Here is a 14,695-nt window from a genome sequence, read left to right as displayed (position 1 = left end):
GCCCGTTCGGTTCTACTGAGCGCTCGCGCGCCGTTCTTCCGAAGACTCCCCGGTGATGGCCGGATCACTGCCGTATGTCGTTCGATTCTAACCGGGCCTGTCGAGCGAATATTTCGGCCCCGGGTCAGTCACGCCGGGCGTGGCGTCCGGGTGGGACGGCGTCGCTCTCGGGTTTTCGGGTGGCCAGCGCGCTCACCAACAGGGTGCCCGCGCCGAGCAGACAGATCAGGATGCACCCCCACGCCCACAGCACCGAACCGGTGGCGAGCGCCGCGACGAGCAGTCCGAAACCGAGCGCCGCGAGGACAAGCGTCAAGACGAGCATGCTGACTCCCAAGCAACCGAGCAGCCCGACGATAACTGGGCGTTCCCGGATCACGCGGCGTGTGCTGCCGCGCGACCCGGGTCCAGTTTACTTGGCGCCCTTGGCGAAGGAGGCCGGAGCGAGGGTGTTGGCCGAACCGTTGGTTTCCCCGGCGAATTCGCCACCGTCGACCGGAACGGCCGAACCACGGTTCTCCAGTTCCTCGAGCTGCGACTCCAGGTAGGACTTCAGGCGCACGCGGTACTCGCGCTCGAAGGTCTTGAGCTGCTCGATGCGGCTCTCCAGCACCGTGCGCTGCTGGGTGATGGTCGCCATGATCTCGGCGTGCTGACGCTCGGCGTCGGCGGTGAGCGCCTCGGCCTTGTCCTTGGCCTGCCGGATCTGGGTGTCGGAGCGGTTCTGCGCGTCGGTCAGCATCGCGTCGGACTTCTGCCGCGCGTCGGAGATCATCGCCTCGGAGCGGGTACGGGCGTCGCCGACCAGTCGCTCGGAGTTTGCCCGCGCGTTCGAGAGCAGTCCCTCGGCCTCGGTCTTGGCGTCGGTGGTGAGCCGGTCGGCCATCTCCTGCGCCAGGGTGAGCACCTTCGCGGCCTGCATGTTCGCGTCGGGGCCCGCGGCGGCGGGCGCGGCGACCGGCATGGGCGCGGGCGGCGGCGCGGGCGCCGGTGCCGGAATCGGTTCCGGTGCTGGCGGCGGGGCCTGTTGGACCGGGGCCTTCACGGCGGCGACCGGGGCAGAGCCACGGTTCTTCTTGGCGTCGGCCAGCTCGGTGTCGAGTTCGGCGACCCGCTGACGCAGGTCGGCGTTCTCCTCGATCAGGCGCGACAGCTCCTGCTCGACGAGATCCAGGAAGGCATCGACCTCGTCCTCGTTGTAGCCGCGCTTACCGATCGGCGGTTTGCTGAACGCGACGTTATGCACATCGGCGGGAGTCAGCGGCATCGAAGGATCCCTTCACGCGTCTTTTGGAGAACTAGCAAGCGGTCTTCTCGATTCAGTATGTCACACGGAGGTCACGGGCTGCCCGAGCCTACCCACGATGGACATCAGGATGAACACCACGAAGAGCAGGACCATTATCGACAGATCGAGCCGGATACCCCCGAGATTCACAGGAGGTATCAACCGCCTCAGGAGTTTCACCGGTGGGTCGGTGATGGTGAAGATGACCTCCAGGATGATCACCACCACACCGGTCGGGCGCCAGTCGCGCGCGAAACTGCGAATGAACTCGACGATCACCCGGCCGATCAACAACAGCCAGAAGACGAAAAGCACGAGGTACAGAACCGCGAACAGGGCCACGTCTTCACTCTGCCGCAAAATCGGCAGTGTGCAAAATGGCCGCGCCGCGCGGGGCGCGGGCGGCCATCAGCCGGTGGCGGAGACCGCCACTATTTCTGGTTGTAGAAGCCGTTTTCGGCGATCCGGCGGCGTTCTTCCGCCGATACGTCGACATCGGCCGGTGAGAGCAGGAACACCTTCGTCGCGACCTTGTCGAAGGACCCGCGCAACGCGAAGGCCAGGCCCGCGGCGAAATCGACCAGGCGTTTCGCGTCGGCATTGCTCAGATCGACCAGGTCCATGATGACCGGGTTGCCCTCGCGGAAACGCTCACCGATGATCCTGGCCTCGCTGTAATCGCGCGGGCGCAGCGTGGTGATCTTGGACAAGGGACCTCCGTCCTCGAAGATCCCGGGCCGCCGCGCGGGCGCGGGCTCGGGGCGCAAGCGCTCCTCCAGCCTGCGCTCCTCGGCGTCGGGATCGACCGCGAGCGCACCACGAGTGGAGCCGCGCATACCGGGTGCGACACCGCCCGCCCGGAACGACCGGCCCGACGACGGGGCCGCATCGATCCTGGTCGGGCGCCGTGGCGTGTCGTAGCGATCCTCGGCGTAGGTGTCGGCGACGTAGTCGTCGCGACGCGCCTGGTAGGCCGACTTGTAGGCCGGCTGCGGGTAGTCGTCTGCCTCGTCCTCGAAACGGTCGGGGCCGTAGCGGTCTTCGGCGTATCGGTCGTAACCGCGCGGCCGGACGCGACCGGCGCGCTCCTCGGCGCCGCGGGGGGCGTGATCGTCGACGTAATCGTCTTCGTACTCGTCGAGCGGAACCATGCCGAAGTACGCCTTGAACTTGTGCAGCGTGCTCATCTGGTCGACCTTCCTTCGGCCCCGGTGGCGGCCGGGTGTTGAAGTTCTTGCTCAGCGCCTCTTCGGCCCAATCGTATGTGTCGAATGTGACTGATGAGGTTTCTTTGCTACGCCGAGGTTATCGGTCGAGTGCCCATCAAGGCGGTTCCGACACGCACACACGTCGAACCGTGTTCGACCGCATTCTCCAAATCACCCGACATACCTGCAGAAAGCTCGGTGGCGTCGGCGTGTCGGCGCAGCAGCGAAGTGTGCAAAGTCGCAAGCTTCGCAAAGGACGCATGAGTCGGGGCGTCAAGGGGCGGAATCGCCATCAGACCGGCCAGATGTAGACCCGGCGACTTCGCGACGAGGTCGGCCAGGGCGGGCAGATCGGCGGGTTCGACACCCCCGCGTCCGGGGTCGGCGTCCAGGCTCACCTGCAGCAGCACACGCAGGGGTTCTGCGCGCTCGCCCGCGTCGAGCGCGTCCTGCGCGGCGCGGTCTAGAGCGATAGCCAGACGTTCGCTGTCGACCGAGTGCACGGTGTGCGCCCAGCGGGCCACCGCGCGCGCCTTGTTGCGTTGCAGACGGCCGATCATGTGCCATTCGGCGTCCGGATAGGCCAGCTCGGCGACCTTGGCCGAGGCCTCCTGCTCGCGCGATTCACCGAATTCCCGGCGGCCGAGGTGGTAGAGGATGTCGACGTCGGCGGCGGGGAAGAACTTCGTCACCGGGAGCAGGCGGACCGAACCGGGCGGTCGGCCCGCGGCGGCGACGGCGGTGTCGATGCGGGCGAGCAGGCCGTCGAGGGCGGTCGAGAGTTCGGTGACCCGGGCCGGGTCGTGCTCACCGCTCGTACCGGGTCCGCCGTGGTCGCGCTCCGCCTCCGGTCGCTGACCATTCATGCGGTGGGATCCATCCAGATCACGCCCGCGATGCGGCCGGTCGGGGCGCCGCGGCGGTGGCTGAACAGGGTCTTGTCCTCGATGGTGCAGCGCGGGTCGACGGCCACACCCGCCACGCCCGCCTCGGTGAGCTGGCGGCGGATACCCGCGCGCAGGTCGAGGCCAGGAGTCTTGCGCACGGTGGTGGTGGCGCTGCCGGGCAGGTGGGCTTCGACATCGGCGCGCATGGCGGCGGGCACCTCGTACTGGCGGCCGGAGGCGGCGGGGCCGAGGAACGCGCCGATCCGGTCGACCCTGGCGCCGACCGAGACCATCGCCTCGAGCACCCGGGGCACGATGCCGATGCGGGCACCGACGCGGCCCGCGTGCACCGCGGCGATCACCCCGGCCTCGTCGTCGGAGAGCAGGATCGGCACGCAGTCGGCGCTGAGCACCACCAGCGCGAGATTCGGGACGGTGGTGACCAGGGCGTCGGTGACCGGCACCGGCTCGGCGCGCGGCCCGTCGACGATCTCCACGGCGCGCCCGTGCACCTGTTCCATCCACACCAGCCGGTCCGGGGTGAGCCCGATCCCCTCGGCCAGGCGAACCCGATTGCGGCGCACGGCTTCCGGATCGTCGTTGACGTGATCGCCCAGGTTGAACGAGTCGTACGGGGCGACGGAGAAGCCACCGGCGCGGGTGGTGGTCACCCGACGCACGGTCACGGTGGGAGGCGCGGAAGTCATGGGGTCGAGGGTAGTGCGAGTCGGCGTGGGGGTGCCCGGTGAGGTCGGTCGCTCCGGACGTTGTCGCAGGTCGCGCGGGCTGGGCGTCGGCGCTGGGTCGGGGCAGTCGGGACCGCGGGGTCAGGTGGGAGTCGGTGCCGGGTCGCGGCGGCCGGAGTCGCGGAGTCAGATGGGCGGAGTCAGATGGGCAGAGTCTGCGCCGCGTCGCAGCGGCCAGGGCTGCGGTTCAGGTGGTGAGAGTCGGCGCCGCGTAGCTGCGGCCGGAGCCGCGGGTCAGGTGCTGGGCGGCGGCGCGGCGAGTTCGTCGAGTTTGCGGGCGATGCCCGCCCGGCCGGTGAGGCCGAGTTTGCGCAGGACGCGGCCCAGGTGGTCCTCGATGGTGCGGGGGCTCAGGTAGAGGTGGGCGGCGATGTCCTTGTTGGAGTGGCCGTGGGCGGCGAGTTCGGCGACCTCGCGCTCGCGTCGGGTGAGCGTGGCGGCGGGGCCGGGGCTTCGGCTCCCGGCGAGGCGGCGCTGGGCGGCGATCGTGTCGGCGAGCAGACGCTGGGCACCCGCCTCGGCGAAGACGCCACGGGCGGTGGCGAATCGGCTGGTGGCGGTGCCGAAATCACCCCGGCGACCGGCGATGATCCCGGCCAGGAGGTCGGCCTGCGCGGCGTTCACGACCATGCCCGCGCGGCGGAAGGCCGTGGCGGCGGCGGTCGCTGCCACGTCGGCCGATTCCCACGCGCCGACGGCAGTTTCGTAGTCGGCGCGGGCGAGCAGTGCCGCTCCGATCTGACTGTCCGGCACGGCGGCCCGGTCGGCATCGGCAGCGGGGCGGTCGGGCTCGGTGGGGCGGTGGGTGTGGGGTGGCGGGGTGAGGGCTGCGGCTTGTTCGGCGCGGGTGACGAGGGATTCGGCGGTGGGGAGGTCGCCGGTGGACAGGGCCAGGTGGGCGGCGCGGGCGAGGAGGGTGGGGCGGAGGGGGCCGGGGTGGTCTTCGGGGGTTGGGGGTGGCGTGGGGATGGCGAGGGTGCGGGCGGTTTCGGCGAGGATGTTGTCGACGACGCGGCGCCACCAGCGGACGGCGGGGCGGGGTAGGGCGGCGACGGTGTGCCACTGGGCGGTGGCGAGGTCGGTGGGGGCCGTGAACTGGAGGGTGCGGAGTTTGACGGCGCCCGCGAAGGCGAGCAGGTCGGGGTAGTGGAAGGTGGTCGCGGAGTCGGTGGCGTCGTCGGCGGCCGCGAGCGATTCGGTGAGGCGGCCGAGTTTGGTGAGCGAGTAGGCGCGCACGGTGTGCAGCTCGGCGAGGGCGTAGCTGCGGCCGAAGCGGCGGCTCACGGCGATGGCGCGGTCGAGCAGTCGCAGGCCGTCCGGGTCGTGGTCGAGGAAGTACGCGCACCAGCCGAAGGCGGGCACAGCGTGGACGATCTCGCGCAGCCCCACGTCGTCGAGAGTCGCGAAGGCCGCCGCACAGTCGCCGTAGAGGATGTCGGCCTCGGCGAAGCGGGCATCGGCGAGCAGGCTCAGACAGCGCAGTGCGGTCGCCGCAGCAACGACGGCCCGATCCGCACTCGGGAACGCGGCGCCGTCGGCCGAATCCGCGCCCACGGCCGAGGCGACAACGGCCGAATCTCCGCGCACGACCGAGGTCACAGCTGCTGAACCCGCGCTCACGGCCGAAGGCGCAGCGGCTGAACTCTCGCTCGAGGTCGCGGGGCCGTCGACCGAGTCAGAGCTCACGGTCGAGGCGACAACGGTCGAATCCCCGCTCGCCACCGACGCGACAACGGCTGGATTTCCGGTTGCTGGCGGGGTGACAGCGTCCGGCTTCGCGATGGTGGGAGCGGCGAACAGGGTGGCGAGTCGGGTTCTGGCCTCGGTGTGCTGGTGGTCCTGCATTTCGAGGATGGCTAGTTCGAGTTGGACAGGTCCGTCGCCGGGGCGGCGGGGTAGGCAGGCGGCGGTTTCGAGCAGCGTACGGGCCTGTTCGACGCGGCCCAGCATGCGTGCGCACCGCGCGGACAGCAGTAGGGCCTCGAGTTGGTGTGGGCCCGGCGTGTGTGCGACCGGCGCGAGCTCCTCCCCCGCCCGCGCGGCGGCGCCGGACAGCAGCAGCGCGCGGCCCAGGGCCAGCGCGTCGGCTGGTGGATCGGTGACGGCGGGTGCGAGGCGTCGGGCCGTGGCGAGCCAGCGGGCGCTGGCTTCGGGGGCGTCGGCCAGCACCTGGTCGGCGGCCTGGCGTAGTTCGGTGCCCGCGTGCTCGTCGGCACCGAGCAGGGCGTGTTCGAGATGGCGGGCCCGCACGGGCATCGGGGCGTTTCGGGTGCGCAGGGTGAGGGCGGCGCGGCGATGGGCCATGGCCCGCCAGCCGGGTGGGGCCAGCCGGTAGGCGGCCGCGCGGATCAGCGGGTGGGCGAAGACCACGGCGCCCTCGCGCACCCCGGCCACGCCCCGGGTGACCAGCCCGTCGAGACCCGCGACCACCACCTCGGTCCCCAGATCGGCGGTCGCGCACACCAGTTCGAGATCGGGCGGGACACCGCAGACCGCGACCGCCTGGGCGACCAGCTGTTCGACGGCGGGCAGTTCGGCCAGCTCGGCGCGGATCGTCCGGTCCAGCGCCGCGTAGTCGTCCGAGGACGGGTCCGGGTCCTGGCCGCTCAGCGCCCGTTCCAGCTCCCGCTCGGGCAACCCGGCCAGCAGCGACAGGTACAGCGGATTCCCCCGCGAGGCCGTCAGCAGCCGCTCCCGCCCGCGCGCGTCCCGCTCCGGCAGCAGGCTCGCGACATCGGCTTCCGTGAACGGCGGCACCAGAACACGCAGTGCCCGCACGCGCGGCGCCCGCCACAATCGGGAGATCACCGCCGGGCAGCTCCCGGTCCGACACGCGAGCAGCACGCGCAACCCCGCGGGCCGGTTCCGGATCAGCGCACCCAGCACCCGCAGGGACTCGGCATCCGCCCACTGCACGTCATCGACGACGAGCAACGTCTCGACCTCGCCCAGCCCCCGCCGCAACCACCGTGCGGTCTCGGCATCCGTCCACCCACCAGCGAAGGCGGCCTCCTCGCCACCGGCACCAACTCGCGCGTCGATGCCTCCACCTGCCTCGGCACCGGAGCCGCCATCACCATCGCCACCGGCATCCGCGTCGGCACCGCCCTCGCCGCCGCCGCCACTGCCACCGCCACTCGCACAGTCACCGGCACCGCCAGCGGCACCAGCACCGACATCGCCACCGGCACCGGCACCGGCACCGGCACCGGCACCGGCACCGACCACCGTCGACCGCGCAGTGTCCGCCACTGGGACCGGTACAGGTTCGGCCGGGGTGGCGATCCGGGTGGGGGTGGTGAGTTGGTCGGTGATGTCTTCGAGCAGGGAGCGGGGGTGGGTTCGGGCGGCTTCGGTGCCGGTTACCAGGATGACGCGGCCGGGGGTGGTGTGGGTGAAGTGGGTGAGCAGGCGGGACTTGCCGATTCCGGCGGGGCCCTCGACCAGCAGTAACCAGGGGGCGTCGGTGCCGGTGAAGGTGGTCGCGAGGGCGGCGAGTTCGGGGGTGCGGCCCACGAAATCGCGCTCGAGCATGGTCCCTCCGATTTCCGCGCCGCTGTCCCGGCGGATCAGAGCGTAACCCGGACCGTAGGTCTGGCAATCCCGTGGTTTCCCGGATGCTCGCTCGCGGAGGGTGCGGTTGGGTGATCGGGGCCGATCGCCGCCGAGGTGGGGGTGAGGGTTTCCAGAAAGAAGGTTCGCATGACGTTCACCGGCAAGGGAATGGTTTCGCGGTTCTCGCTCGCACTGCTCGCGGTCGCGGCACTCGGTGTCGCTGGCTGCTCGGCGGTGGACAAGGTCACCGAGGTGGCCAAGGACGCGAGCAAGTCCGACACCGCCCGCTCGAAGGTCGGTGACTGCATCAACGTCATCTCGGCGTCGGTGGTCGACTCCGAGACCGAGCCGGTGGCCTGCTCGGCCGAGAACGCGGTCTACCAGGTGGTCCAGGTGCACGACCAGAAGGTCGAATGCCACGAGGACTACACCTCCTACGAGGAGACCTACGGCAGCGGCGGCACCCTCGCCTTCCTGTGCCTGGCCCCCAACTTCAAGGAGGGCAGCTGTTACAACGAGGGCATGATGACCGGCTACAAGTACGTGGCGTGCACCGCCGCCGACGCCGACTTCAAGGTGATCACCCGCGTCGACGGCCAGGTCGATGAGAACCTGTGCACCGAGGAGGCCGATCAGTTCCTCGTGGTCAACGAGCCGAAGATCACCTACTGCCTGGGCCCGGTCGCCTGAGCCGGTCCCACACGCGGAAGGGCCCGAACTCCACGGAGTTCGGGCCCTTCCGGTGTTCCGGGGACGACTACCGGCGCATGAAGATCGGCACCTCGATGTCGTCGTCATCGTCGCCGTCGTCGCGCTGATCGGGGTTGTTGACCCGGTTCATCGCGGCCTCGGTGACCCGCTGACGCTCGGACTCGCGGTAACGCTCGGTGTCGCGGTAGTTCGGCGCGGCCGCCCGGCCACCGGAGACCCCGGCGGTCGCGGGCTCGGTGGGCCGCACCGGCGCCTCGGTGGGACGGCTCTGCCCGATCTCGCCCGCGCGGCCGGAGCCGATCGGGTTGGCGCCGGTGCGCGAGGTCGTCGTGGTGTTCTCGAAGCTGCGCCGGGCCGGTCCGCCGCCGTCGAAGCCCGCGGCGATGACGGTGACGCGCACCTCGTCGCCGAGCGAATCGTCGATGACGGTTCCGAAGATGATGTTGGCCTCGATGTGCGCGGCCTCCTGCACCAGCGAGGCGGCCTCGTTGATCTCGAACAGGCCCAGATCCGAACCGCCCGCGATGGACAGCAGCACGCCGTGCGCGCCGTCCATCGACGCCTCGAGCAGCGGCGAGTTGATCGCCGTCTCGGCGGCCTTGACCGAGCGGCCCTCACCGCGCGCCGAGCCGATGCCCATGAGCGCCGAACCGGCGCCCGACATCACGGATTTCACGTCGGCGAAGTCGACGTTGATCAGGCCCGGGGTGGTGATCAGGTCGGTGATGCCCTGAACACCGTTGAGCAGCACCTCATCCGCCGAACGGAACGCGTCCATCAGGCTCACCGCCGCGTCGCCGAGCTGCAGCAGCCGGTCGTTGGGGATGACGATGAGAGTGTCGCAGGACTCGCGCAGCAGGTTGATGCCGACCTCGGCCTGGTTGCCTCGGCGCTTGCCCTCGAAGGAGAACGGCCGGGTGACCACACCGATGGTCAGCGCGCCCAGCTTCCGGGCGATGCTGGCGACGACGGGAGCGCCACCGGTACCGGTGCCACCGCCCTCGCCCGCGGTCACGAAGACCATGTCGGCGCCCTTGAGCACCTCTTCGATCTCGTCCTTGTGGTCTTCGGCGGCCTTGCGGCCCACCTCGGGATCGGCGCCTGCGCCGAGACCGCGGGTGAGCTCGCGGCCGACATCGAGTTTGACGTCGGCATCACTCATGAGCAGGGCTTGGGCGTCGGTGTTGACCGCGATGAACTCGACTCCCTTGAGTCCCTGTTCGATCATTCGGTTGACGGCGTTCACGCCGCCGCCGCCGATACCGACGACCTTGATCACGGCAAGGTAGTTGTGCGGGGGCGTCATGGGCTCTCGCCTTCCTTCGATCTTAAAACCCTCAACCTCAACCATAGGGTTGGCGTTATGTCAAGTATCCGACTGCTGCGGAACGCTATTCGCAGCAACTGCGATCCCGGCGCAGGCGCGCCGACGTTTCGCTCACTTTACCGTGACCAGATTCGGACTCGACACGTCGAACACGGTCCCCTCACGGGTCAGCAGCGGCATCACGACGGCAGCTTTGCGCTCGCCGTCGCCCGTGCCGCCCCACACTACCTTCCTCCCGTCGCGCAGGTTCAGCGAGACATCCGAAATCGACCGTGCGACAACCTCACCCACCTGCACCGACAGCGCGGGCGGCAGCGTGACCAGCACATCCACCGCCGCCCTGGTCGCCGCGGGACCGGTGAAGGAGCCCTCGGTGAGCAGCTTGGGCACCCCGATCGGGGTCACCGGTTCGATCGCGAATTCGACGCTCTCGGCGTCGATCAGGTGCGCGCCGTCGGGAGATTCCACATAAACCACCGGGGTGCGCTCGACCACCGTGACCAGCACGGTGGACGGGAACTTGCGCTGCACCCGCACCGAGCGCACCTTCGGGATGGCGGCCACCCGCTGGGCGATCGAGTTGGTATCGATGCGCAACATCGAACGCCCGTCGGGTATTTCGAGACGGGAACGGACCTCGTCCTGGGTTACCACGGACAAACCGTCGATTCGCACGGTTCGTACCGACAGTGCCGGAGTGAACCACGCGAGCAGCGCCAGCACCGTGACCGCGACCAGCCCGACCGCCGTCCAGAGCCGGTAGCCGCGCCACCCGCGCGCGGCGGGCATCGGCAATCTCACCGGCCGCCCTGCTGCGGCCGGGCCCGCAGGGCGTCGAGGATCTGCACGCCGAGCATAGTGACATCGCCCGCGCCCATGGTGATCACGACGTCACCGGGCTGGGCCAATCCGGCCACCTGCTTGCCCACCTTGGACATATCCGGCTGGTAGTGCACGGGTGCGGTCACCGACTGGGCCACCAGCGCCCCGTTGACGCCGGGCAGCGGTTCCTCCCTGGCGCCGTAGACGTCGAGCACGACCACCTCGTCGGCCAGGCTCAGCGCGGTGCCGAACTCGGCGGCGAAAGTGGCGGTGCGGCTGTAGAGATGCGGCTGGAACACCACGATCACCCGACCGCGCCGGGTGCGGGCGCCGTCGCGGGCCTCCTGGGCGACCAACTGGGCGGCCGCCTCGAGCACGGCCCGGACCTCGGTGGGGTGGTGGGCGTAGTCGTCGAAGACGCGCACGCCGTTCTCGCGGCCGGTGAACTGGAACCGGCGGTGCACGCCGCCGAATCCCTCCAGGCCCTGCACGATCTCGTCGATGTCGGCGCCGGTGGCCTTGGCGGCCAGCAGCGCGGCCAGCGCGTTGAGGGCCATGTGCCTGCCCGGCACCGCCAGGCGCACGGTGCGCGGGGTGTGCTCGCCCGCCAGCTCGAATTCCACGATGCCGCCGACATCGCGCGGCTGCCAGTCCAGCAGGCGCGCGCCGACGGGCACGGGTGCGTCACCGAGATCGCCCGAGCCGTAGCCGAGTACCTCCACGCCGCGTTCGCGCAGGCGGGGGGCGACCCGGTGGGCCAGGGCCAGTGAACCGGGATCGTCGAGGCAGACGACCAGCAGGCCGCCGGGGGCGAGCCGGTCGGCGAAGTCGTCGAAGACCTGGATGTAGGCCTCGTCGGTGCCGAAGAAGTCCAGGTGGTCGGATTCGATATTGGTGACCACGGCGACGTCCGGGTCATATTGCAGCAGTGAGCCGTCGGACTCGTCGGCCTCGGCCACGAAGACGTCACCGCTGCCGTGGTGGGCGTTGGTGCCCGCCTCGTTGAGCTCGCCACCGACCGCGAAGGACGGGTCGGCGCCGCAGTGCTGCAGCGAGACGATGAGCATCGAGGTGGTGGAGGTCTTGCCGTGGGTGCCCGAGACCAGCAGGGTCTTGTGTCCGCGCATCAGCGCGGCGAGCACGGTCGGGCGCAGCAGCACCGGGATCTTGCGCCGGTTGGCCTCGACCAGTTCGGGATTGGTCTTGGGGATGGCGGCGTAGGTGGTGACCACGACGGTCGGGCCGCCGGGCAGCAGGTCCAGGGCGTCGGCGTCGTGGCCGATGCGCACCTGGGCGCCGCGGGCCCGCAGCGACAGCACGCCCCGGCTCTCCTTGGCGTCGCTGCCGGAGACCGCGCCGCCGCGCGCGAGCAGGATGCGCGCGATGCCCGACATCCCGGCACCGCCGATGCCGACCATGTGCACGCGTTCGAGCTCGGCGGGCAGTGCCGTGCCGGTGGATTCGCCGATCTCGGCCGGGCCGCTCATCGGGCGACCTCGGTGACGATCCTGGCCACCGTGTCGGCGGCGTCGCGATGGCCCGCGCCTGCGGCGGCGCGGCTCATCGCGTCGAGTCGGGCGGGGTCGAGCAGCAGCGGAATCACCTCATCGATCACGTATTTCGGGGTCAGCTCGGCGTCGGGAACGATTCTGCCACCACCCTGGGCCACCACCGGTCTGGCGTTGAACTCCTGTTCGCCGTTGCCGTGCGGCAGCGGCACGTAGAAGGCGGGCAGGCCGACCGCCGACACCTCGGCCACCGTCATCGCGCCCGAGCGGCACACCACCGCGTCGGCGGCGGCGTAGGCCAGGTCCATCCGGGACAGGTACGGCACCGCGACATAGGGCGCGGCGGAGTCTCCGGTGTTCAGTTCGAGGCTGTTCTTGGGCCCGTGCGCGTGCAGCACCGAGATCCCGGCGGCGGCCAGCTGCGGCGCGGCGCCGGAGACGGCGTCGTTGAGGCTGCGCGCGCCCTGGGAGCCACCGAACACCAGCAGCACCGGGCCTTCGGCGGGCAGACCGAAGCTCTCGCGGGCCCGCGCGCGCAGGGCGGCGCGGTCGAGGTCGGTGATGGCGGCGCGCACCGGGATGCCGACCACTTCGGCCTTCGCCAGTCCCGAATCGGGGACGGCGGCCAGGACCTTGGTGGCGAACCGGGCACCGACCTTGTTGGCCAGGCCCGCCTTGGCGTTGGCCTCGTGCACGATGACGGGCACCTTGCGCTTGCGCCCGAACAGCCCACCGCACGCGGCCAGGTAGGCGGGCAGCGAGACGTAGCCGCCGAAACCGATGATCACATCGGCCTGCACGTCGTCGATGACGGCCCTGGTCGCGCGCACCGAGGCCAGGACGCGGCCGGGCAGGCGCAGCAGGTCGACGGAGGGTTTGCGCGGCAACGGCACCGGCGGGATCAGTTCCAGGGGGTAGCCCCGGTCGGGGACGAGCTTGGTCTCGAGGCCACGCTCGGTGCCCAGCGCGGTCACCCGGATCCCCTCGTCGAGCCTGCGCAGCGCGTCGGCCACGGCCAGCGCGGGTTCGATGTGGCCTGCGGTGCCTCCGCCTGCGACGATCACCGACAACCCGGATCGCGGGTCACTCACCTGGATCTCCCTCGTTCTTCCTGTATCGACTCGCCCGGCAGGCGAGACCGCGTGATCACCCTCCGCCGCCGCCGGTCCGCCGCTTCACCGGGCGGTGCGGCATCGGATAGGTCGGTTCCCACGCTCTGGTCGACCGTAGCGAACTCGTGCCGCGACTCTCGGGCGCACGTCGCCGTCGTTCGGTGGGCGCCGGGCGGCGCGGGGTCTGACGTGGGCGTTCGGCCCTGGGCTTGGCGGCCTTGCGTGGCGCGTCGGCCCTGGCCGGGGCGTACACCTCCGGAATCGGCAGCCGCAGCAGCCTGCTCACACGCCCGTCCTGGCCGTTCTGCAGCGCCGAGACCGCCTCCGGTTCGTGCCGGGCGGCGCTGGCGATGATGCCGAACATGAACAGCGTGATCGCCAGCGAGGAACCACCGGCCGAGACCAGCGGCAGCTGCAGCCCGGTCACCGGCAGCAGCCCGACGACGTAGCCGATGTTGATCAGCGCCTGCACGGTGATCCAGGTGGTCGCGGTGGCGGTGAGCAGCCGCAGGAAAGGGTCCACCGAGCGCAGCGCGATGCGGATGCCCGCGTAGACGAACAGCGCGAACAGCGCCAGCACCAGCATGCAGCCCAGGAAACCGAGTTCCTCGCCGATGATGGCGAAGATGAAGTCGTTGTGCGAGTTGGGCAGATAGCTCCACTTGGCCCGGCTCTGCCCGAGACCGCGGCCCCAGATGCCGCCGTCGGCGAGGGAGTACTTGGCCTGGCGGGCCTGGTAGTTCACGCCCTGCGGGTCGTCACCGGGGTTGAAGAAGGCGCGCACGCGGTCGGAGCGGTAGCCCGCCGACAGCGCCAGGATCGAGGCCGCGACCAGGCCGGTGACCATGATCCCGACGAACAGCCGCACCGGCAGCCCACCGAACCACAGCAGCGCCATCAGCACGATGCCCAGCGCGATGGTGGTCGACAGGTTGGGTTCCAGCACCACCAGCAGGCAGACCAGCAGACCGGCGGGCACCAGCGGCACCAGGATGTCCTTGAGCTGGCCGCCGCGCCGCGAGGCGAGCAGATGCGCGCCCCACACCACCAGCGTCACCTTGACGACCTCCGACGGCTGGATCGACAGCGGTCCGATGTCGAACCAGCGTCGCGCGCCGCCGTGGATCGAGCCGATGCCGGGAATGAGCACCAGCACCAGCGCCAGCACCGAGACGCTGAAGATCGGGAACGACCACTGCCGCACCAGCCGCAGCGGCAACCGCAGGGCGATGTAGAAGGCCACGGCCCCGAGTCCGGCGAACATGGCCTGCTGGATGAACAGCGAATAGGCCGAGCCGCCCCCGGCGTAGGCTTCCACGCTCGACGCCGACAGCACCATCACCAGACCCAGCACGGTCAGCAGGGTGGCGATGGTGACCACCAGGTGGAAGGAGGCGAGCGGGCGGGCCAGCCACGCGCCGAAGCGTTCTCCCGCCCATCCCGGCCGCGCTGCGGCCGAGCCGCCCCGGCGTCCTACCTGGTTGCGCACGCTGCCTCCTCGTGGCGCTGACGGTCGAGCCGGGGCGTCGGT

General features: G+C 70.6%; 13 protein-coding genes. 1 reads left to right on the top strand and 12 read right to left on the bottom strand.

The window, feature by feature from the left end:
- Window positions 1–124: 124 nt before the first annotated feature.
- The 7 genes from QC180_RS26640 to QC180_RS26610 form a co-directional block, all read right to left on the bottom strand.
- Window positions 125–325 carry a hypothetical protein gene (locus QC180_RS26640; RefSeq protein WP_278265565.1) on the bottom strand — a complete coding sequence of 67 codons (201 nt, stop codon included), beginning with the start codon at window positions 323–325 and terminating at the stop codon, window positions 125–127.
- An 87-nt stretch (window positions 326–412) separates the two neighbouring features.
- Entirely contained in the window at window positions 413–1,267 is an 855-nt protein-coding gene (gene wag31, locus QC180_RS26635) for a DivIVA-like cell division protein Wag31 (RefSeq protein ID WP_278265564.1), read from the bottom strand.
- A gap of 60 nt (window positions 1,268–1,327) precedes the next feature.
- Window positions 1,328–1,630: a YggT family protein gene (locus QC180_RS26630; RefSeq protein WP_278265563.1), complete on the bottom strand. Its 303-nt coding sequence runs from the start codon at window positions 1,628–1,630 to the stop codon at window positions 1,328–1,330.
- Between the two features lie 89 nt (window positions 1,631–1,719).
- Window positions 1,720–2,475 (bottom strand): cell division protein SepF, encoded by a 756-nt coding sequence (locus tag QC180_RS26625; RefSeq protein ID WP_278265562.1) that lies wholly within the window; start codon window positions 2,473–2,475, stop codon window positions 1,720–1,722.
- 107 nt (window positions 2,476–2,582) lie between these two features.
- A complete protein-coding gene (locus tag QC180_RS26620) occupies window positions 2,583–3,362 on the bottom strand; it encodes a YggS family pyridoxal phosphate-dependent enzyme (protein WP_278265561.1) in 780 nt (259 codons plus the stop codon).
- Complete coding sequence (gene pgeF / locus QC180_RS26615; RefSeq protein ID WP_278265560.1) at window positions 3,359–4,090, bottom strand: peptidoglycan editing factor PgeF; 732 nt, start codon at window positions 4,088–4,090, stop codon at window positions 3,359–3,361. Before pgeF ends, QC180_RS26620 begins: the two co-directional genes overlap by 4 nt.
- Before the next feature lie 273 nt (window positions 4,091–4,363).
- The gene (locus QC180_RS26610) at window positions 4,364–7,663 is read right to left on the bottom strand and encodes a helix-turn-helix transcriptional regulator (protein ID WP_278265559.1); all 3,300 of its coding nucleotides are present in this window, start codon (window positions 7,661–7,663) and stop codon (window positions 4,364–4,366) included.
- Between the two features lie 168 nt (window positions 7,664–7,831).
- Between QC180_RS26610 and QC180_RS26605 the strand changes: the two genes are divergently transcribed.
- Complete coding sequence (locus QC180_RS26605) at window positions 7,832–8,374, top strand: LppU/SCO3897 family protein (RefSeq protein ID WP_278265558.1); 543 nt, start codon at window positions 7,832–7,834, stop codon at window positions 8,372–8,374.
- Window positions 8,375–8,441: 67 nt separating this feature from the next.
- Here the strand turns inward: QC180_RS26605 and ftsZ are convergent, their stop codons facing one another.
- The 5 genes from ftsZ to ftsW all read right to left on the bottom strand — a co-directional run bounded on the left by ftsZ (window position 8,442) and on the right by ftsW (window position 14,653).
- Window positions 8,442–9,701, bottom strand: a complete 1,260-nt coding sequence (ftsZ, locus tag QC180_RS26600) for a cell division protein FtsZ (protein ID WP_278265557.1) — start codon at window positions 9,699–9,701, stop codon at window positions 8,442–8,444.
- A 132-nt stretch (window positions 9,702–9,833) separates the two neighbouring features.
- On the bottom strand, window positions 9,834–10,511 hold the full coding sequence (locus tag QC180_RS26595; protein WP_278265556.1) for a cell division protein FtsQ/DivIB: 678 nt from the start codon (window positions 10,509–10,511) through the stop codon (window positions 9,834–9,836).
- A gap of 8 nt (window positions 10,512–10,519) precedes the next feature.
- Window positions 10,520–12,031, bottom strand: a complete 1,512-nt coding sequence (murC, locus tag QC180_RS26590) for a UDP-N-acetylmuramate--L-alanine ligase (RefSeq protein ID WP_278265555.1) — start codon at window positions 12,029–12,031, stop codon at window positions 10,520–10,522.
- A complete protein-coding gene (gene murG, locus QC180_RS26585) occupies window positions 12,028–13,143 on the bottom strand; it encodes an undecaprenyldiphospho-muramoylpentapeptide beta-N-acetylglucosaminyltransferase (RefSeq protein ID WP_278265554.1) in 1,116 nt (371 codons plus the stop codon). Before murG ends, murC begins: the two co-directional genes overlap by 4 nt.
- Before the next feature lie 55 nt (window positions 13,144–13,198).
- On the bottom strand, window positions 13,199–14,653 hold the full coding sequence (ftsW, locus tag QC180_RS26580; protein ID WP_474646544.1) for a putative lipid II flippase FtsW: 1,455 nt from the start codon (window positions 14,651–14,653) through the stop codon (window positions 13,199–13,201).
- Window positions 14,654–14,695 lie beyond the last annotated feature (42 nt).

It is taken from the genome of Nocardia anocheti, assembly GCF_029675105.1.
Taxonomy (GTDB): Bacteria; Actinomycetota; Actinomycetes; order Mycobacteriales; family Mycobacteriaceae; genus Nocardia.
The sequence above is the reverse complement of the archived record's forward strand: the minus strand, read 5'-3'. Positions and strand labels throughout refer to the sequence as shown.

Excerpts from the sequence above, each read along its gene's own strand:
- QC180_RS26610 (WP_278265559.1), bottom strand. The coding sequence starts at position 7,663 with ATGCTCGAGCGCGATTTCGTGGGCCGCACCCCCGAACTCGCCGCCCTC.
- QC180_RS26625 (WP_278265562.1), bottom strand. The coding sequence starts at position 2,475 with ATGAGCACGCTGCACAAGTTCAAGGCGTACTTCGGCATGGTTCCGCTC.
- murC (WP_278265555.1), bottom strand. The coding sequence starts at position 12,031 with ATGAGCGGCCCGGCCGAGATCGGCGAATCCACCGGCACGGCACTGCCC.
- QC180_RS26595 (WP_278265556.1), bottom strand. The coding sequence starts at position 10,511 with ATGCCCGCCGCGCGCGGGTGGCGCGGCTACCGGCTCTGGACGGCGGTC.
- QC180_RS26620 (WP_278265561.1), bottom strand. The coding sequence starts at position 3,362 with ATGAATGGTCAGCGACCGGAGGCGGAGCGCGACCACGGCGGACCCGGT.
- QC180_RS26605 (WP_278265558.1), top strand. The coding sequence starts at position 7,832 with ATGACGTTCACCGGCAAGGGAATGGTTTCGCGGTTCTCGCTCGCACTG.
- wag31 (WP_278265564.1), bottom strand. The coding sequence starts at position 1,267 with ATGCCGCTGACTCCCGCCGATGTGCATAACGTCGCGTTCAGCAAACCG.
- ftsZ (WP_278265557.1), bottom strand. The coding sequence starts at position 9,701 with ATGACGCCCCCGCACAACTACCTTGCCGTGATCAAGGTCGTCGGTATC.
- QC180_RS26640 (WP_278265565.1), bottom strand. The coding sequence starts at position 325 with ATGCTCGTCTTGACGCTTGTCCTCGCGGCGCTCGGTTTCGGACTGCTC.
- pgeF (WP_278265560.1), bottom strand. The coding sequence starts at position 4,090 with ATGACTTCCGCGCCTCCCACCGTGACCGTGCGTCGGGTGACCACCACC.